Here is a 17,448-nt window from a genome sequence, read left to right on the forward strand (position 1 = left end):
GCTCGCGGTCACCGGGCCGCGGCGTGGAGCCTCGGTCCGGGGACGGTGACCGGGGTACCGGTCGAGGTGAGCAGGGCGCGGGCGGCCACCGCCATCCGTCGCCGCTGCGGCACCAGAGCCCGCCGGGCGAAGACGTCGTAGTCCTGCGCCGCCACCTCGTCCAGGATGCCGCCGTAGAGCGAGTACGCCGTGCGCATGCAGGCCTGTGAGGCTGGCGCGAGCATGGTGATGCCCGGCGCGGCGGCGGCGTAGTGCGCCTGTGCCCGGGTCACCTCGTACTCGATCAGCTCGCGGGTCCCGGGCGTGCCACGCCCCCGGGCACGGGCCTTGGCCAGCTCGTCGCGGGTGACGCCGAACTTCGCCAGGTCCTCGTCCGGCAGGTAGGTGCGGCCCCGGTCGAGATCCTCGGCGACGTCCCGGATGAAGTTGGTGAGCTGGAAGGCGAAGCCGAGCTGCCGGGCGGGTTCCCGGGCCGCCGCCGGGTCGGAGCTGCCCAGAATCGGCAGCATCATGGTGCCGATGACCGCCGCCGAGCCCTCCATGTAGTCGAGCAGGTGGTCGTACGTCGGGTAGGCCGTGACGGTCAGGTCCATCGCCATGCTCTTCAGAAACGACGCAAAGTCGTCCCGGTCGAGATCGAAGATGGCAATCGTGTGCAGCACGGCCGGCAGCAGCGGGTCGTCGACCGGCGCGCCGTGCAGACCGGCCATGAACCGGCTGGCCCAGTCGTCGAGCCGGGCGGCCCGCTCGGCTGGCGGCAGGGCCTCGGTGCGATCGACGATCTCGTCGGCGTACCGGGTGAACCCGTAGAGGGCGTGTACGTGTCGCCGTTTCCACGCGGGGAGCAGCCTGGTGGCGAGATAGTAGGTGCGGCCGTGACGTCTGTGTACCTCACGGCACCGGTCATAGGCGGCTGTGAGATCAGTGTCCACCGGGCCTCCTCAGTTATCGACGCACCAATCGACGCAACTCGTAGCCTAGGGTACGCTCGGCCGCATGGCCAACGACGCAGTTGCGGGGAACGCGATCCGCCTGGCGCCGACCCGGCCGGGCGACAGGGACGATCCGGTCCGCGCCGTGCTGGCCGCGTACACCCAGGAACTGACCACTGCGGTGAACGACACCCTGACCACCTTCCTCGCCGCCGAGGTCGACTCGCTCGCCGAGATCGACGCAGCGATGGGCGGCTTCGCGGCCGCCGCGCGGGAGGCCGTCCTGGCCGGCGGCAAGCGGATCCGGCCCACCTTCGCCTACTGGGGCTGGCGCGGGGCGGTCGGCGGCACCGAACCGCTGCCACCCGTGCTGCCCGCGTTGGCCGCGCTGGAGTTGCTGCACACCTTCGCGCTCGTGCACGACGACGTGATGGACGCCTCCACCACCCGCCGCGGCCGGCCCACCGTGCACGTCGCGGTGGCCGCGCAGCACGTCGCCGCCGGCCACCGGGGTGACCCCGACCGGTTCGGTGAGGCCGTCGCCATCCTCATCGGCGACCTCTGCCTGGTCTGGGCCGACCGGCTGCTGGCACAGGCCACCGTGCCGCCGACCCGGCTGTTCGAGGTCCGCCGCTGCTACGACCAGATGCGGGTGGAGACAGTCGCCGGGCAGTACCTCGACGTGCTCGGCGAGAACGACGCCGCCAACTGGTCGGTCGACCGGGCGCTGCGGGTGGCCCGCTACAAGACGGCGAGCTACACCGTTCAGCGACCGCTGCTCTTCGGCGCCTGTCTGGCCGGCGTTCCCGCCGACGCCCCGCTGATCGCCGCGTACACCCGCTACGGCCTGGCCGTCGGCGAGGCGTTCCAGCTCCGCGACGACCTGCTCGGCGTCTACGGCGATCCGGCCGCCACCGGCAAGCCGGCCGGTGACGACCTGCGCGCCGGCAAGCCGACCACGCTGCTCATGCTGGCCCGGCAGTTGGCCACGCCGGCCCAGCTCAGCGCGTTGGAGCGGGCCGGTGCGGGGCCGGTCGACCGACTCGCCGAACTGGTCGCCGACACCGGCGCCGTGGCCCGGGTGGAGCGGATGATCGCCGAACGGGTGGGCGACGCGCTGGCCGCGCTCGACGCCGCACCCGTGGACCGGACGGCGCGGACGGCGCTGACCGGTCTGGCCGTCGCCGCCACCGACCGGCGGGCCTGATGAGCAACATTTTCGAGGAGGTGGTCACATGCGGACGGTGACGGGACGGACTGACCGGGTGGTGGTCGTCGGCGCCGGGCTGGGTGGGCTGGCCTGCGCGCTGCACCTGGCCGGCAGCGGTCGGCAGGTGACCGTGCTGGAACGCGAGCCGGTGCCCGGCGGGCGGGCCGGCCGGCTCGCCGTGGACGGCTACGAGTTCGACACCGGCCCGACCGTGCTCACCATGCCCGACCTGATCGCCGAGGCGCTCGGCGCGGTCGGCGAGGAGTTGCGCGACTGGCTCGACCTGACGCCACTCGACCCGGCGTACCGGGCGTACTACCCGGACGGCTCGACCCTCGACGTGCTCACCGACACCACACGAATGGCGGCCGAGATCTCCCGCGTGTGCGGGCCGCGTGAGGCCGACGGCTACCTGCGCTTCGTCGACTACGCGCGGGAGCTGTGGCGGCTGGAGCGGACCGACTTCATCGAGCGCAACCTGGACGCGCCGACCGACCTGATCACCGGCAACCTGCTCAAGCTGCTCACCGGCGGAGCCTTCCGCCGCCTCCAGACGAAGATCAACCAGTTCTTTCGGGACCCGCGCACCCAGCGGATCTTCTCCTTCCAGGCGATGTACGCCGGGCTCGCCCCGCACGACGCGCTGGCGATCTACGCGGTCATCGCGTACCTCGACTCGGTGGCGGGGGTCTACTTCCCGCGCGGCGGCATCCACGCGGTCTCCCGGGCGATGGCCGGCGCCGCCGAGAAGCACGGCGTGCAGATCCGGTACGACACCACGGTGACCCGGGTGGAGACCGCGAACAGCCGGGCCACCGGCGTGCTGACCGCCGACGGCGAGCTGGTGCCGGCGGACGTGGTGGTGCTCAACCCCGACCTGCCGGTCGCCTACCGGGACCTGCTCCCGGCGGCTCCCAAACGCCGGCTCACCTACTCGCCGTCCTGCGTCGTCCTGCACGTCGGCTCCCGCCAGGGATATGCGAAGATCGCCCACCACAACATCCACTTCGGACGCGCGTGGAAGGGCACCTTCGATGAGGTCATCCGCCGGGGTGAGCTGATGACCGACCCGTCGCTGCTGGTGACCAACCCGAGCCGGACCGACCCGTCGGTCGCCCCGCCGGGCCGGCACACCTACTACGTGCTCGCGCCGGTGCCCAACCTCGACCGGGCGCCGTTCGAGTGGCGCGGCGACCTGACCCGCCGTTACGGCGACCAGCTGATCGGCACGCTGGAGGAGCGCGGCTACGTCGGCTTCGGCGCCGGAGTGGAGGTGCTGCAGGCCATCACCCCGGCCGAGTGGGCGGAGCAGGGGATGGCCGCCGGCACCCCGTTTGCCGCCGCGCACACCCTCTTCCAGACCGGCCCGTTCCGCCCGTCGAACCTGCACCGCGACCTGTCGAACGTGGTCTTCGTCGGCTCCGGCACCCAGCCCGGGGTCGGCGTGCCGATGGTGCTGATATCCGGCAAGCTGGCCGCCGGCCGGATCACCGGGGAGGGTCGGTGAGCAGCCGCGAGGAGCACCTCGTCGAGCTGGTCGACGACGCCGGCCGAGCCCGCGGCCAGACCACCGTCGCTGCCGCCCACCAACCGCCGGGGCGGCTGCACCGGGCCTTCTCGGTGCTGCTCGTGGACCCGGACGGCCAGGTGCTGCTCCAGCGGCGGGCCGCGGTCAAGACCCGGTTCCCGCTGCGCTGGGCCAACTCCTGCTGCGGCCACCCCCGGCCGGGCGAACCGCTCGCCGACGCGGCCAACCAGCGGCTACGCGAGGAGTTGGGCACTGGCCCGGTCGAGCTGACCGAGGTGGGCGTCTACGTCTACTACGCCGAGGACCCGGCCACCGGACGGGTCGAGTTCGAGTACGACCATGTGCTGAAGGGCGAGTTCCGCCCCGGCGCCCCGCTGCTGCCCGACCCGGACGAGGTGGCCGAGCTGCGCTGGGCCGAGCCCGCCGCACTGGAGGCCGACCTCGAACTGGACCCCCGGTCGTACGCACCCTGGCTGGGCGGGGTGGTGAACCGGCTGCTGCGCCCCTCGGGGCCGACGTCCGACGCACCCGGCCAGGCCGTGACCCCGTCCGGATCGTCGGCGGATGATGCGGCGGAGCGGTCAGGTGGCCGATGAGCCGCTGAGCGCGGGCGCCGTGGCGCGCAGGCTGGGGGTCGCGGTCACCACCCTGCGCACCTGGCACCAGCGCTACGGACTCGGGCCCAGCGAACACGTCCCAGGCCACCATCGCCGGTACACGCCGGCCGACCTGGCGCGCCTCGAGATCATGCGACGGCTCACCGCCGACGGCGTGAGCCCCGCCGACGCGGCCCGCTGGGCCCGCCAGGCACCGGATTCGACACCCGCCGATGTCGTCATCCGCAGTCGCATCGGCACGCCCGGCCGGGACGGCGGCGGCGGAACCATCCCGGTGGGCCGCGCCGGCCCCGCCGCCCGCGGGCTGGCCCGGGCCGCCATGCGGCTGGACGGTGCGGCGATCAGCGAGACGATCGCGCACGCTCTGGCCGCCAGCGGGGTCGTCGCCACCTGGGACGGCCTGCTACGCCCGGTGCTCGTCGGCATCGGCGACCGGCACGCCGCCACCGGCGCCCTGATCGAGGTGGAACACCTGATCTCCCGCTGCGTGTCGGAGGCGTTCGCGGCGGCCAGCCGGGCCACCGTGCCCACCGGGCCGGCCCGGATCCTGCTCTCCTGCGCCGACGAGGAGCAGCACAGCCTGCCACTGGAGGCGATGGCCGCCGCGCTCGCCGAGACCGGGGTCAGCTACCGGATGCTCGGCGCCCGGGTGCCGGTGGCCGCCCTCGTCGAGGCGGTCAACCGAACCGGGCCGGCCGCCGTGGTGCTCTGGTCACATACCCGGACCACCGCCGACCCCGCCCAGCTCAGCGCGCTGCTCGCCGCGCCACGCCGCCCGCTGCTGGTACTCGCTGCCGGCCCCGGCTGGCGGGCCGACACGCTGCCCGCCGGGGTGGTGCGGCCGGTCGGCCTGGCCGAGGCGGTCTCGCTCGCCGTCGCGGTCCGTGACTCACTGGACCAGTCGAAGGGGGGCCTCACCGGACTGTCGGCTCTCGGCGACGTCCGTTAGCGTCGGGGAGTCCGCCTACCCCGACCCCCCCCCGGGAGCGACAGATGCAAGCCCGCGCCGCCCTGGCGTCCGTCCTCGCCATGGTGCTGGCCCTGTCCGGCTGCGCCCAACCGGACGGCACCATCGCACCCGCCGGCGCGCCGCAGCCGGCGGAGTCGACCACGCCGCCGAAACCCACCACGTCGCCGCGCCCGACCCGCACCAAGCCCCCGAAGCCTCCGCTGCGGCCGCTGCCGGCCAAGCTCCCGGACGGCCTGCGCCGCAACACCGGCGTCGGCCCGGTGGCGCTGACCTTCGACGACGGGCCCAGTCCGGCCTGGACGCCCAAGGTGCTCGACCAACTGCGGGCGGCCCGGGTGACCGCCACCTTCTGCCTGGTTGGCCATGAGGTGCAACGCCACCCGGAGCTGGTGCGGCGGATCGTCCGGGAGGGGCACCAGCTCTGCAACCACAGCTGGCGGCACGATCTCGACCTCGCCCGGCGGCCGATCGCCGAGATCCGGGCCGACCTGACCCGGACCAACAAGGCCATCCAGGCGGCGACCCCGGGCGCGCCGGTGCCCTTCTACCGGCAACCGGGCGGTCGCTGGACGAAGGAAGTACTCGCGGTGGCGAAGGAACTTGGCATGCGTCCGCTGCACTGGAACGTCGACCCGCAGGACTGGGGCAAGCCGACCGCCGCCACGATCGCTCACCGGATCCACTCCGCCGCCCGGCCCGGGGCCATCGTTCTGCTGCACGACGGCGGCGGCGACCGGGCCGCGACGCTCGCCGCCTGCCCGCGCCTGATCGCCGACCTGAAGCGCCGCTACGGCATCGCCCGACTCCGCTAGACCGGGCCTGACCTGCGGTTATGCGCTGATCCAAGGCTTCGGCCATACCGGTTTTGTCGACCGACCGAGCATCACGTATGCTTTCCAAGCCTCCGGCGGGGCCGGATGGGAGCAAGTCCGCTAGAAGTTGCGAATGTGCAATGATGGCGGGGCCGCCCTCATCGTCTAGCGGCCCAGGACGCCGCCCTTTCAAGGCGGTAGCACGGGTTCGAATCCCGTTGGGGGCACGACCGGCGCAAGCCGGAGCAACACAAGCTAGGTCCTGTGGAGCAGTTGGAGTGCTCGCCGCCCTGTCAAGGCGGAGGTCGCGGGTTCAAGTCCCGTCAGGACCGCAGCGCCGACGCCGCGCCCAGCGCGGCGTTCTGCGTATCGGAGCGTGTGACCCTGCCAGCGGTTCATCCGGTTGGCGGGTAGCATGAGCCGAGCGACACGGCCAGGTAGCTCAGTTGGTACGAGCGTCCGACTGAAAATCGGAAGGTCGGCGGTTCGACCCCGCCCCTGGCCACATAGCCTTTCGCCGGGCTACAGAAGCGCCGACCAGCGGAAACGCCGGTCGGCGCTTTGCTTTTCGCCTCGGCATCCCGCCTGTCCGGTCTGACCCTCGTTGACCCCGGAATCCCGCTGCTGGCCGCCCCTTGTCGCACGTAGATCGCACGGCCACTCGTCATCCCGACCGGGTGGCAGAGCGTCGCCCGACCCCTGCCTTGCAAAGATCAAGACTGCTGTCGGCGAGCGTCGGCGCGTGCCGCTGGCCTGCGCGCCTTGTCGCCTGCCGCCGACTGCTGACCGGTGCCGCCGACCGGCTTGGCTGTACGGATGGCTGTACAGCCTAGCGGCGCGACCAGTTCACTCCCCCCAGTGATCGTAGGCTCGCCTCATGACGTCAGTGATCCAAATGGTGGGACTTGTCTTCGTCGTCGCTTTTCTGCTGACCGTCGTGGTGCTCATAGTCATCGGTCTGTTGAAGCCAAAGCGTTCCCGGCCCGATGACGAATCCACTGATTACCCGCATTACCCTCCGTTGGACGGGGGTGGTCGCGGCGATGCAGGTGGCGGCAGCGACTAGTGATTCAAGGGGCTGACCAGCAGAGTTGGCGCGGTGTCTGGAGCCTGCGCACGAACTGTTGGGCCTGACCACGACGGACGCGGCCGGGTGGGCGGTGCGGTCGCTGCAGTGTCACTCGGGCTGGCTGCTGGTCTTGGACAACGCATGGCGGCAGCCGGCGGTACCTGTACGCAGTCGACGGACGTGACCGCGAGATCGTCAAAGCCCTCTCGGAACTCGCGGCGCACGGGGATGTCGCGCGACTGCCCCGGCACATCACCATGCGCAGCTAGCGACGGAGCAGCGAAAACGCTCCCGCCGCCGCCGTCAGCAGCAACAGCAGTGACACCGCGAACAGGGTACGTCCAAGGGGAAGGGGCATGGAGATGAAGAACGGTGCCTGCTGGACCAGCAAGCTCGCACCGATCACGGCCTGGGCGATGCCCACCCGCACGGGCTGGGACCGATCTCCCGGCTTCAGGCGTGCAAGCCGAACCCAGGCTGCGGGAAACCGTCGTGACACGGCCACACGCACCCCGAGTACAACCGAGCCCAGGCTGAGGACCACGACCCCCACCCGCAATGCGAACGTGACTGGGTCCTCGTCATACAGGCTCATGCGCCCATCATCGGAGGGGCGTCAAGGTCGCAATCGCATGACAGATCGCACGGCAGCCTCCGCCGGCTTCCTGACAGATCCAACCCTGCCCCTCCCTCACCTCTTACCCTCTCCACCTCCCCCTTCCTTACTGACCCAGAGGTGACGTGCGGGGGCGGGGCGTGGGGTTCGGGCCGGCTGACTTTCTGCCCCGCCGCTGGTCGTGAGCCCATCGGGTGACTGCTCCCACAGTTGTGGACTGATCAGTTCCTTACCTCTATGGTTGTCGCATGGGTAGGCCAAGGACGTTCGACATCGACACGGCAGTGGACCGTGCGATGGAGTTGTTCTGGCGTCAGGGGTTCGAGGCGACCTCGACGGAGGATCTCGTGGACGGCCTCGGAATCGCCCGGGGCAGCCTGTACAAGGCGTTCGGATCCAAGGAGCAGCTGTATGCGCTGGCCCTTCGCCGTTACTGCCAGCGCCACGCGGTAGGGCTGATCGAGGTGTTGGACCGGGCGGAGCAGGTGCGTCCGGCGATCCGGGCGGTGCTCCTGGAGTTGGTGGAGGCCGACCTGGCCGATCCGGAGCTGGGCTGCCTGCTGGTCAACGCGGCCACGGAGCGCTCGGCGCACCCGGACACGGTGCAGCAGGTCTCGCGCACGATGGGTCAGGTCGAGTCGGCCCTGGCCGGGGCATTGGAGCGGGCGCGGGCCCGCGGGGAGATCGCGGCGGACAAGAAACCGCAGGAGCTGGCCCAGTTCTTGACCACGTTCCTGCAGGGTTTGCGGGTGATGGGCAAGGCCCGCGCGGATCGCGCGTTCCTCGACAATGCCGTGGAGGTCGCCCTGGGCGCCCTCGACTGACTTTTTGCTGCCCGAATTAGGAACTGATCAGTCAACAACTGGGGAGTAGTAGTGGATCTCGAACTGCAGGGCAAGGTCGTCATCGTCACCGGCGCGAGCAAGGGCATCGGTCTGACCACCGTGGCGGCGTTGCTCGACGAGGGTGCGCACGTGGTGGCGAGCAGCCGTACGAGCACGCCAGAGCTCGACGCCCAGGCCGCGCGCGGCGCCACCGTGGTGCTGGCCGACATCACCGATGCGGAGACCCCGCAGCGGCTCGTCGACGCCGCGCTGTCGACGTACGGGCGGCTGGATGTACTGGTCAACAACGTTGGCGCCGGCAGCGTCCGGTCAGGATTCCTCGACGTCGACGACGCCGAGTGGGCGCGCGTGTTCGACGTGACGTTCTTCAGCGCCGTACGCACGAGCAGGGCGGCCCTGCCCGCCCTGGTGGACAACGGCGGAACGATCGTCAACATCAGCAGCATCAATGCACGGCTGCCGTTCCCGATGGTGGTCGACTACTCCGCGGCCAAGGCGGCGATGTCCAACCTGACAAAGACCCTGTCGGAGGAGTTCGCGCCGCGCGGTGTGCGAGTCAACGCCGTCTCGCCCGGCCCAGTGCGGACCCCGTTCTGGACCGGGCCTGACGGTTTCGCGCACGCCGTTGCCGCCGGCGCGGGTGTCACCGCCCAGCAGGCGCTCGACGAGGTCGTGCCGCAGAGCATGGCGATCAGCACCGGCCGGATCACCGAGGCAAGCGAGGTCGCCCACCTGGTGCTGTTCCTTGCCTCCGCCCACTCCGCCAACACCACCGGCGCCGAGTTCGTCCTCGACGGCGGCCAGGTCAAGACGCTCTGAGCACACCTGTCCCTCGGGACGTGGACATCCCGGCCAGGCAGCGGACGACAGGAGCAGCCGCCCATCACAACATGATGGGCGGCTGCTCTCTTCAGCTCGCACTGTCACCTGTGGCTCGGCTCCGCCGCCGTCACTGGTCCCGACGCCCCTGCTGGCGGTGCTGCGCCACGCCACCCTGGATCGCCTCCCACACGCTGCGCCCGGCCTGCCGGAGGGTCTCCCCCGCCTGCTCGGCGAGCTGAGCCGCGCTCTGGGCTGCGGCGTGGGCCCCACCTGACACGCCACCGCCGTTCTGGCCGCCGTCAGGCTGACGCTGACTCTCGGGTCCCTGCGCCTCCGGCCGCCGACCTTCCGTAGCGGCGGGCTTCGGTCGTTCCTGCTCGCCGGCCCCCGGGCCACCGGCCCCCTGGCCGGGACCACCAACATCCGGCCCACCAACACCCGGGCCAGGACCACCGACACGCGGCCCAGGACCACCAGCACCGGGCCCGGGGCCACCAGCACCCGGCCGGAGTCGATCGGCGACCGGGCTGGCCGTGCCCACCCGCCGGCCCAGTTCGCCGGGTACGCCGCCGGGGCGCTGCGCCGAGCCGGTGGCCTCCACGGCTCCCGCGGCCAACTTTTGGGCGCTGCGGTTGACGTCGTTGATCGCGATGCCGGCCGTCCGGCCAAGGGTCTCGATGATCTGCGGGTTGCTGTCGATCGTGTCCAGCGCCCGGCCCAGGATGGTCGCCAACTGCTCCAGCCGCACCCGCAGCTGCGCCTCGGCCTGCACGCCGTTGATGTCCAGCTCGACGCTGTGCAGATGCACCCGTACGCCGGCGTCGATCTCCAGCAGATTGGCCAGTCGAGCCCGCAGCGAGAGGTCGGCGTCCAGCCCGTCCACCGCCAGCCTGATCGACTCGACGGTGACCCTCGGAATGTCGAGCAGGATGTCCGGATCCCCACCGTCGTCGACCCGGCCCGGCCGGTCGAGGTCCTGGCCCGGCTCCCGCTGCTCCGCGCTCTCGCTCATGCTCTCCCGCTCCGCCGTACACCCGCCTGGTCGTCCGGGTTGTCCGGCGCGGTTACCCGCTTTCCGGCGGGGCATCCCGTCCGTGACGGTCCGACAACCCACTGTCCGGAACCGGGCACCCATCGAAGCTGCGCACCCGGGCATCAGCCGGTATGGTCCGGGCCTATGGGACAGGGGATGACTGATCCGGCCGACATCCGGCAGGACCTGGAACGGTTCTCCTTACGGTGCAGCCTCCTCGTCCCGGGCGCCGCCGAGCACGCGTTCGCGGTTTTCACCGACGATCTGACTGACTGGTGGGTCACCGAGTACACCTGGTCCGGCCCCGAGGCCCTCGCCGAGCTGGGCATGGAGCCGCGGGCCGGCGGGATGCTCTACGAGATCGGCCCGTACGGCTTCCGCGCCGACTGGGGCCGGGTGCTCACCTGGGACCCGCCGCGGCGGCTGGTCTTCGCCTGGCAGCTCGGTCCCGACCGGGTGCCGGTGCCGGACCCAGCCCGGGCCAGCGAGGTCGAGGTGCTGTTCCTCCCCGACGGCCCCGAACGCACCCGCGTCGAGCTGGAGCACCGGCACTTCGACCGGCACGGTGAGGCGGCCGAGGGGTACCGCAAGGCGCTCACCGCCGGCTGGCACGACCTGCTCACCCGCTACCTCGCCACGGTCTCGCGCCGCCGCCCCATCACGTGACCGACGCCGCCACCGGCGGCCCGTGACCGACGCCGCCTCCGGCGGGCACGCAGCGGTTGGCTCAGCGGTCGAGCTGTCGTTCCCTGGCTGCGCCGCCGCCGAGGTCCCGGCCGCCCAGGTCCGCGCGGCGGCCGGCCTCCGCCCCAGAGCCGAATCCGGTGCCGGCCAGCCGGCGCGGTGGTGCGGTGCGCAGCTGCGGGTACTGCTCGGCCAGCCGGCGCTGCACCCGGTCGGAGCGGTCGGCCAGCACCAGCGCCACCGACGGCGTACCCGGTTCGCTGGCCGCTGCGGTCTCGGCCGCCCAGAGCCGGCCCCCGATCACCTGCGCGAAGCCGGCGAGCCAGGACCGACGGAAGGCGGCCGGATGCTCGCCGGCCGGCACCGCCGTGCCGGCCAGGCCGTGCGCCGCCTGCACGAGCAGTGAGGTGAAGAGCAGATCGACCCGCTCCAGGTCACTGGCGAAGCCGAACAGGTGCAGCGCGAACCCGCTGCCCTGCCGGCGGCGTACGCAGCGGCAGCGCAGTGGTTCGGCGACCGCGGCGAGCAGGCCGACCTTGTCGCGGGCGTACGGAGCGACGATGTCGACCACCCGATCGCCGACCGGGTCGGTGGCCGGGTCCCGGGCCGCGAGCAGCGCCCGATCCACGCCGTAACGGGCGATCAACTCGGTGGCCTTGGCGGTGAACGCGGCCGCCTCGGCAGGCGTACAGGCCGGATCCTCGGCCTGGGCCAGCAGCTTGCGCACCTTGCTGAGCATGGCCTCGGACATGCCCCCAGAGCTATCACATCCACCGGCCGGCGCGGGGCCGAGCCTGCACTGATCAACCGGTGTCGTCGTCCTGACCGGTCTCACCGTCCTATCCGGACGGTCAGGTCGACAAGCTGCGTGACGAGCACGAGGGTCGCGGGTAACGCCTCCTGAGCGACCCACCCGGGCGCGGCGGCCGCCCCCGACGGGCGCCCGGCATCATCAGCCCGACCGGCTGCGCAGGGTGGCGATCGTCGAGCCGGCGAGGGTGAGCAGGCAGTCGGGGAGCAGCCCGTCGGCCACCGCCGCACCGAAGAGCGCCTCCCCGGTCGGTACGTCCCGGTTGGCGTACGCGCTGACGAACCGGGCCACCCAGCGGGTGTCGTAGTCAGCCTGGTCGATCCCCGGGAAGTCGAGGGCACACCCGCTGCCCGACGGTGCGTCACCGACCATAGTCGCGGCCAGGCACCAGGCGACCCCGTAGGCACCGTTCAGGCCGGCACGGTCGACGACCGCGTCGAACGTCCCCACCACCGCGTCTCCATCCCCGGCCAGCGCCGAGCGGAGCACGGAAGCCGCGTCGTCGATCGTTTGCTGTGGTAGGTCCGTCACCCAGCGCACAGTAGGACGGCCGGTCAAGGCCCCCCCGACCGTCACTATCCGTGTTCGAGGCGAGCGACCTGCGCATTAGGCCACCTCCACGGTCCCGCCGCTGGCCCCGGCACGCTAATGTGCGCAGCGGACCTTCGCCGGAGGAAGGACGACCATGTTCGTATCACGCCGCTCGCGGGCAGCCTCACTGGCCGCCTGCGCGACGATCCTGCTCGCCACAAGCGCTTGCGGGGATGACAAGGCCGAGGAGGGAAGCGCTCAACAGGTGCGCCTCTACGGCACGGACGGCAACATGCTCAACTCCTATCCTGCGGAGTTGAAGGAACGTGCCAATCTCGTGGACGGGATGAAGGGAACCACGCCGCTCACCCCGCTGCCGGATGACTTCAAGAGCCGGCTACGGTCCGTCGACCCGGCGCTGACGGACTACCTCTACTCCGCCGAGACGTACGACGCGGTGGTGATCGGAGTGCTCGCCGCCCAACTGGCCGGGAGCACAGACCCGGCGGCCATCGCCAAGCAGATCGTCGGCGTGACCAACGGCGGCCAGCGCTGCGAGGACCCGGCGACCTGCCTGACGCTGGCCCGCGCCGGGCAGGACATCGAGTACCGCAGCGTGTCGCTGACCCGGGCGGGCTTCACCGACAAGGGCGAGCCGGCCACCGCGAGCTACGCCACGCTGACGTTCGACGGCCAGCAGATCAACGACGGCAAGACCGAGTTCGTCGGGGCGGGCACCGAGTCGGCGGCGAGCACCAAGGCACCGCCGAAGCCGAGGAAGCAGCCCGCCGGCGGAGACGCCGACCAGGAGCCGCTGATCCTGGGCGGCCTGCTGCCGAAGACCGGTGACCTGGCGATCGCCTACCCGCCGATGGCCGCTGGCGCGGCGCTGGCGATCCGGGAGATCAACGCCGGTGGCGGCGCGCTGGGCAAGCCGGTGACCTGGATCGACGGCGACGACGGCACCAGCCCGGCGGTGGCCAAGGCGACCGTGGCCAAGCACGTGACGGACGGCGTCAGCCTGATCATCGGCGCTGGCGGCTCGGGTATCTCCCGCGAGGTGCTGCCGGACGTGGTGGCGGCCGGGAAGATCCTCTTCTCGCCGTCCAACACCGACAGCGGCCTGACTGACGTGGAGGACAAGGGCCTCTACTTCCGCACCGCACCGCCGGACAGCCTGCAGGGCCGGGCGCTGGCCGACGTGATCCTCCGCGACGGGTCGCAGAAGATCGTCATCGTCGCCCGCAAGGACTCCTACGGCGAGGGCCTTCAGGCCACCGTCCGTGACGAGCTGGAGAAGGCCGGCATCACCGGCGACCGGCTCAAGCTGCTCACCTACGAGCCGCCGGCCGACGCCAAGGCCCCGCCGGTGGACTTCACCGACGGCGCCAAGGAGATCAAGGACTTCGGCGCGGACGCCGTGCTGGTCATCGGCTTCGGCGAGTCCGCACAGGTGATCCGGGCGCTCGCCGACAGCGGGGTGCAGATCCGGCACTGAGCACCGACCACGGACCACGACGGCCGCACCGGCATTCCGCCGGTGCGGCCGTTTCCGTCCCCGCGTCAACGGGTCCGGCGGCGCTCCAGGAACTCGGTCATCCGCCGGTGCTTCTCCTCGTCCTCGAAGAGCACCGCCTGGCTGACCAGGTCGAGCTGCGGGTGCGCGGCGGCCGGTGCGTCCACCGCCAACTTGGTGAGCCGCAGCGCCAGCGGCGAGCCCTGGGCCATCTCGTCCAGCAGCCCGTGCGCCACCGTCAGCAGCTCACCGGGCTCGTCCACGACCCGGTTCACCAGGCCGATCCGCAGCGCCTCCGCGGCGTCCACCCGCCGGCCGGTGAAGAGCAGCTCCTTGGCCCGGGCCTCACCGATCAGTGCGGGCAGCCGGTGGGTCGCGCCGGCGCCGGCCAGGATGCCCAACCGCACCTCCGGCTGGCCGAAGAACGCCCGCGCCGTACACACCCGCAGATCGCAGGCGTACGCCAGCTCCGCGCCACCGCCCAACGCCGGGCCGTCGACGGCGGCCACACTCGGCATCGGCAGCGCCCGGATCCGGGCGAAGGCGGCCGAGTTGATCGCGGCCAGGGCGTCCGTGCGGCCCCGCTCGCGGAGCTGACCGATGTCAGCGCCACCGGCGAAGATGCCCTCCGCGCCACCGGTGAGCAGCAGCAGCCGGGGGCGCGCCTCCAGCTCGGCGCAGACCTGGTGCAGCTCGGCGATCAGGTCGGCGTCGATGGCGTTGCGCTTCTCCGGCCGGTCCAGGGTGACCACCACCCGGTCCGGCCGTTCCTCGATCCGCAGCCCGCTCACCGCTTCACCCCGCCGTCCCACCGGTAGAAGCCGTGCCCGGACTTCTTGCCCAGCCGCCCGGCGGCAACCATCTCCACCAGCAACGGCGGCGGCGCGAAGCGATCCCCGTACGCGGCCTGGAGGGTGCGGGCGATGTCCAGCCGCACGTCCAGGCCGACCAGATCGGTCAGCTCCAGCGGCCCGATCGGGTGCCGGTAGCCCAGCACCATCGCCTTGTCGATGTCGGCCGGGCTGGCCACCTCGTCGGCGACCATCCGGATCGCCTCCAGGCCGAGGGTGACCCCGAGCCGGGAGGTGGCGAAGCCGGGCAGGTCGCGTACCACGACGGGGTCCTTGCCCAGCCGGCCGGCGAGCGCGACGGCCGCGGCGGTGGTCTCCTCGGCGGTGGCCGGGCCGACCACGACCTCCAGCAGCGCCATCGCCCAGACCGGGTTGAAGAAGTGCAGGCCGAGGAAGCCCTCGGGCCGGTCCAGACCGGCGGCCAGCTCGCCGATGGCGATGCTGGAGGTGTTGCTGCCCAGCAGCGCCGGGTGCAGCGCGGCGGCGTCACGTAGCACCGCCCGCTTCAGGTCGAGCCGCTCCGGCACCGCCTCCACGATCACCTCCGGGGCGGGGGCGACCTCGGCGAGGGTCGGGCGCAGCGTCACCCGCAGCCGGTTGGTGGCGGCCTCGTCGGCGCTCAGCTTTCCGCGCTGCACCGCCCGCTCCCACAGGTCGGCGAGCCGGTTCAGTGCGGTCGCGCCCCGGCCGGGGTCCACCTCGACCAACTCGACGGCGTACCCGGCCCCGGCCGCCACGTACGCGATGCCGAGCCCCATCGTGCCGGCTCCGACGACCACGAAACGATCGCTCATCACGCCTCCCTGTCCCGCCCGGCGGCGCGCGGGGTCCCCGCCACGCCGGCTCGGGCGTTCCGCCCACTCCGCTCGCTCATGGTGCGACCCTATGCAGCACGGCGACCCGGCCCATGCGTGGGGGAGCGCGGGATCGGGTACAGACGGCCCGTCAACCGAGGGAAGGACCAGTCGACATGAGCCAGGCACCGGAGAGCGTCACCGACCCGGGTAGCACCGACGGGGAGACCGTGGAGACCCGAGGGGACGAGCGGGTCGACCTGCTGCGCGCCGACACCAACAACGACGGCCGCACCGACGTGTGGGTGGTGGACACCGACGGCGACGGCAAGGCCGACCTGTTCCAGTTCGACACCAACGGTGACGGCAAGGTGGACATCACCATGGTCGACATCGACGAGGACGGCACCCCGGACGAGGTGGTCGACGGCGACGGCGGGCTTCCGCCCGAGCAACTCCCCCCGACCGTCCAGGTCTGAGAGGTAGGGAAGGGCCCCTCCTTGTCGCGGGGCCCTTCCTCACCTGGGTGCTCAATCGGCGAGGCGCAGGGTAGCCAGGTAGTACGGGGCATCGCGGTCGTCCACATCGGTCAGCCGCCAGCCGCTGCCGTGCACCAGGCTGGCGAACTCGTCCGCCGAACAGACCAGGTAGTCGAACCACTCGGTGCCCAACTCCCGGTAGCGCAGCCGGAGCCGTAGCTGGCCGCCCAGCCGACCCCGGCTGCGATTGCGCTCGTGGTAGCCGGTGTGCAGCGGGTCACGGGTGCCGTACGGGTCGGTGCCGTGCGCGATGATCTGCGCCCCCGGCCGGGCCAGCGCGGCGAGCGCGGCCAGGAACCCGGGTGCCCGCTCCCGCCCCTCGAACAGCCCCAGGTTGTTGCCGAGCAGCAGGAACGTGTCGTACCGCTGGCCGTCGGCGACGTGCGTGTCCACGGTGCCGTGGACCAGCCGCCGGACCCCGCGCCGCCGGCTCACCGCCAGCGCGCCCGCCGAGGTGTCCAGCCCGGTGACCGGTACGCCGCGCTCCTGGAGCAGCAGCGCGATGCGGCCGGCACCGGTGCCGATGTCCAGCGTCTCGCCCTCGGCCCGGTCCACGGCCCGGTGGTCGTACGGCTGCCAGTCCGCCGGCGCGTCCAGGTAGTGCGCGGCCGGCGCGCCGTTGATCAATCCGTCGTCCCGCTCGATGATCTCGATGACCGGCCGGGGCAGTCGCCCGCCGACCAGCGGCCGGGGACCCACCCCGGAGGCCACGGCGAGCGTGTCCCTGAGCAGTTCTCCGACAACGTCACCGATTAGAGGATCCCCCGTCACGACGTTCACGCTATCCGGCCACTCAGCGGCCCGCAGCGGCCGTATCCTGGCGGCGTGACCACGCTGGACAGACTGTCGGCCGAGAAGTACATCCTGCTCACGACCTTCCGCAAGGACGGTCGGGCGGTGCCGACGCCGGTCTGGGCGGTACGCGACGGCGAGGCGTTGGCGGTCTGGACCCGGGCCGACTCGGGCAAGGTGAAGCGGATCCGCCGCAACGGCGAGGTGACCGTGGCGCCGTGCGACGTGCGAGGCCGGCCGCACGGTGCGGAGGTGCCCGCCCACGCGACGATCTACGGTGGCGGCGACACGGGCCGGGTACGCGACCTGCTCAAGCACAAGTACCGGCTGCTCGGTCGACTGAGCCTGCTCGGCAGCCGGCTGCGCCGTGGTGAGGGCGGCACGGTCAGCATCCGGGTGACGCTGGCCGACGGGCGCGACTGAGGCCGGGCGCGCCCGCGGGCGGACATGGAAAGGGGCGGCGGATCGAGATCCAC

20 protein-coding genes and 3 tRNA genes are annotated in these 17,448 nt (G+C 72.0%); 15 read left to right on the plus strand and 8 right to left on the minus strand.

Annotated features, from left to right (window positions below; translation table 11 throughout):
• Positions 1 to 8: 8 nt before the first annotated feature.
• On the minus strand, positions 9 to 932 hold the full coding sequence (locus ABZV00_RS01315; RefSeq protein ID WP_355600840.1) for a phytoene/squalene synthase family protein: 924 nt from the start codon (positions 930 to 932) through the stop codon (positions 9 to 11).
• 64 nt (positions 933 to 996) lie between these two features.
• Between ABZV00_RS01315 and ABZV00_RS01320 the strand changes: the two genes are divergently transcribed.
• From ABZV00_RS01320 to ABZV00_RS01360, 9 genes are all read left to right on the plus strand, one after another.
• The gene (locus ABZV00_RS01320) at positions 997 to 2,139 is read left to right on the plus strand and encodes a polyprenyl synthetase family protein (protein WP_328422402.1); all 1,143 of its coding nucleotides are present in this window, start codon (positions 997 to 999) and stop codon (positions 2,137 to 2,139) included.
• 28 nt (positions 2,140 to 2,167) lie between these two features.
• Positions 2,168 to 3,649: a phytoene desaturase family protein gene (crtI, locus tag ABZV00_RS01325; protein ID WP_355600842.1), complete on the plus strand. Its 1,482-nt coding sequence runs from the start codon at positions 2,168 to 2,170 to the stop codon at positions 3,647 to 3,649.
• Positions 3,646 to 4,266 carry an isopentenyl-diphosphate Delta-isomerase gene (gene idi, locus ABZV00_RS01330; RefSeq protein WP_355600844.1) on the plus strand — a complete coding sequence of 207 codons (621 nt, stop codon included), beginning with the start codon at positions 3,646 to 3,648 and terminating at the stop codon, positions 4,264 to 4,266. Before crtI ends, idi begins: the two co-directional genes overlap by 4 nt.
• On the plus strand, positions 4,256 to 5,236 hold the full coding sequence (locus ABZV00_RS01335) for a MerR family transcriptional regulator (RefSeq protein ID WP_355600846.1): 981 nt from the start codon (positions 4,256 to 4,258) through the stop codon (positions 5,234 to 5,236). Before idi ends, ABZV00_RS01335 begins: the two co-directional genes overlap by 11 nt.
• Positions 5,237 to 5,280: 44 nt before the next feature.
• A complete protein-coding gene (locus ABZV00_RS01340) occupies positions 5,281 to 6,069 on the plus strand; it encodes a polysaccharide deacetylase family protein (RefSeq protein ID WP_355600847.1) in 789 nt (262 codons plus the stop codon).
• Positions 6,070 to 6,223: 154 nt separating this feature from the next.
• Positions 6,224 to 6,296, plus strand: a tRNA-Glu gene (locus ABZV00_RS01345).
• A gap of 31 nt (positions 6,297 to 6,327) precedes the next feature.
• Positions 6,328 to 6,401 (plus strand) — tRNA-Asp (locus ABZV00_RS01350).
• Between the two features lie 99 nt (positions 6,402 to 6,500).
• Positions 6,501 to 6,574 (plus strand) — tRNA-Phe (locus tag ABZV00_RS01355).
• A gap of 372 nt (positions 6,575 to 6,946) precedes the next feature.
• Positions 6,947 to 7,135 carry a hypothetical protein gene (locus ABZV00_RS01360; protein ID WP_355600849.1) on the plus strand — a complete coding sequence of 63 codons (189 nt, stop codon included), beginning with the start codon at positions 6,947 to 6,949 and terminating at the stop codon, positions 7,133 to 7,135.
• 268 nt (positions 7,136 to 7,403) lie between these two features.
• Here ABZV00_RS01360 and ABZV00_RS01365 read toward each other — a convergent pair whose 3' ends face one another.
• Positions 7,404 to 7,733 (minus strand): hypothetical protein, encoded by a 330-nt coding sequence (locus tag ABZV00_RS01365; RefSeq protein WP_355600851.1) that lies wholly within the window; start codon positions 7,731 to 7,733, stop codon positions 7,404 to 7,406.
• A 269-nt stretch (positions 7,734 to 8,002) separates the two neighbouring features.
• Between ABZV00_RS01365 and ABZV00_RS01370 the strand changes: the two genes are divergently transcribed.
• Together ABZV00_RS01370 and ABZV00_RS01375 are read left to right on the plus strand one after the other, a co-directional pair.
• Positions 8,003 to 8,578 carry a TetR/AcrR family transcriptional regulator gene (locus ABZV00_RS01370; protein WP_355600853.1) on the plus strand — a complete coding sequence of 192 codons (576 nt, stop codon included), beginning with the start codon at positions 8,003 to 8,005 and terminating at the stop codon, positions 8,576 to 8,578.
• Between the two features lie 51 nt (positions 8,579 to 8,629).
• Complete coding sequence (locus tag ABZV00_RS01375; RefSeq protein ID WP_355600855.1) at positions 8,630 to 9,418, plus strand: SDR family oxidoreductase; 789 nt, start codon at positions 8,630 to 8,632, stop codon at positions 9,416 to 9,418.
• Between the two features lie 130 nt (positions 9,419 to 9,548).
• Here the strand turns inward: ABZV00_RS01375 and ABZV00_RS01380 are convergent, their stop codons facing one another.
• Complete coding sequence (locus tag ABZV00_RS01380; RefSeq protein WP_355600857.1) at positions 9,549 to 10,433, minus strand: hypothetical protein; 885 nt, start codon at positions 10,431 to 10,433, stop codon at positions 9,549 to 9,551.
• A gap of 165 nt (positions 10,434 to 10,598) precedes the next feature.
• Here ABZV00_RS01380 and ABZV00_RS01385 point away from each other — a divergent pair, with 165 nt between their 5' ends.
• Positions 10,599 to 11,120 carry an SRPBCC family protein gene (locus ABZV00_RS01385; protein ID WP_355600859.1) on the plus strand — a complete coding sequence of 174 codons (522 nt, stop codon included), beginning with the start codon at positions 10,599 to 10,601 and terminating at the stop codon, positions 11,118 to 11,120.
• Positions 11,121 to 11,181: 61 nt separating this feature from the next.
• Here ABZV00_RS01385 and ABZV00_RS01390 read toward each other — a convergent pair whose 3' ends face one another.
• Together ABZV00_RS01390 and ABZV00_RS01395 are read right to left on the minus strand one after the other, a co-directional pair.
• The gene (locus ABZV00_RS01390) at positions 11,182 to 11,889 is read right to left on the minus strand and encodes a DUF2786 domain-containing protein (protein ID WP_355600861.1); all 708 of its coding nucleotides are present in this window, start codon (positions 11,887 to 11,889) and stop codon (positions 11,182 to 11,184) included.
• 201 nt (positions 11,890 to 12,090) lie between these two features.
• The gene (locus ABZV00_RS01395; RefSeq protein WP_328422382.1) at positions 12,091 to 12,480 is read right to left on the minus strand and encodes a hypothetical protein; all 390 of its coding nucleotides are present in this window, start codon (positions 12,478 to 12,480) and stop codon (positions 12,091 to 12,093) included.
• Between the two features lie 154 nt (positions 12,481 to 12,634).
• Here ABZV00_RS01395 and ABZV00_RS01400 point away from each other — a divergent pair, with 154 nt between their 5' ends.
• On the plus strand, positions 12,635 to 13,978 hold the full coding sequence (locus ABZV00_RS01400) for an ABC transporter substrate-binding protein (protein WP_355600863.1): 1,344 nt from the start codon (positions 12,635 to 12,637) through the stop codon (positions 13,976 to 13,978).
• Between the two features lie 65 nt (positions 13,979 to 14,043).
• Here the strand turns inward: ABZV00_RS01400 and ABZV00_RS01405 are convergent, their stop codons facing one another.
• Positions 14,044 to 14,787, minus strand: coding sequence for an enoyl-CoA hydratase/isomerase family protein (locus tag ABZV00_RS01405; protein ID WP_355600865.1), 744 nt, complete (start codon positions 14,785 to 14,787; stop codon positions 14,044 to 14,046).
• The gene (locus tag ABZV00_RS01410) at positions 14,784 to 15,641 is read right to left on the minus strand and encodes a 3-hydroxyacyl-CoA dehydrogenase family protein (protein ID WP_355600867.1); all 858 of its coding nucleotides are present in this window, start codon (positions 15,639 to 15,641) and stop codon (positions 14,784 to 14,786) included. Before ABZV00_RS01410 ends, ABZV00_RS01405 begins: the two co-directional genes overlap by 4 nt.
• A 176-nt stretch (positions 15,642 to 15,817) precedes the next feature.
• Between ABZV00_RS01410 and ABZV00_RS01415 the strand changes: the two genes are divergently transcribed.
• Positions 15,818 to 16,120, plus strand: a complete 303-nt coding sequence (locus ABZV00_RS01415; protein WP_074315850.1) for a hypothetical protein — start codon at positions 15,818 to 15,820, stop codon at positions 16,118 to 16,120.
• 51 nt (positions 16,121 to 16,171) lie between these two features.
• Here ABZV00_RS01415 and ABZV00_RS01420 read toward each other — a convergent pair whose 3' ends face one another.
• Positions 16,172 to 16,951, minus strand: a complete 780-nt coding sequence (locus tag ABZV00_RS01420) for a class I SAM-dependent methyltransferase (protein ID WP_328422373.1) — start codon at positions 16,949 to 16,951, stop codon at positions 16,172 to 16,174.
• Between the two features lie 54 nt (positions 16,952 to 17,005).
• On the opposite strand from ABZV00_RS01420, the gene ABZV00_RS01425 reads away from it, so the two are divergent.
• The gene (locus ABZV00_RS01425) at positions 17,006 to 17,395 is read left to right on the plus strand and encodes a PPOX class F420-dependent oxidoreductase (protein WP_355600869.1); all 390 of its coding nucleotides are present in this window, start codon (positions 17,006 to 17,008) and stop codon (positions 17,393 to 17,395) included.
• Positions 17,396 to 17,448: the final 53 nt, after the last annotated feature.

The sequence above is a fragment of the Micromonospora sp. NPDC005173 genome (genome assembly GCF_040608515.1).
In the GTDB taxonomy this organism is placed as follows: domain Bacteria; phylum Actinomycetota; class Actinomycetes; order Mycobacteriales; family Micromonosporaceae; genus Micromonospora.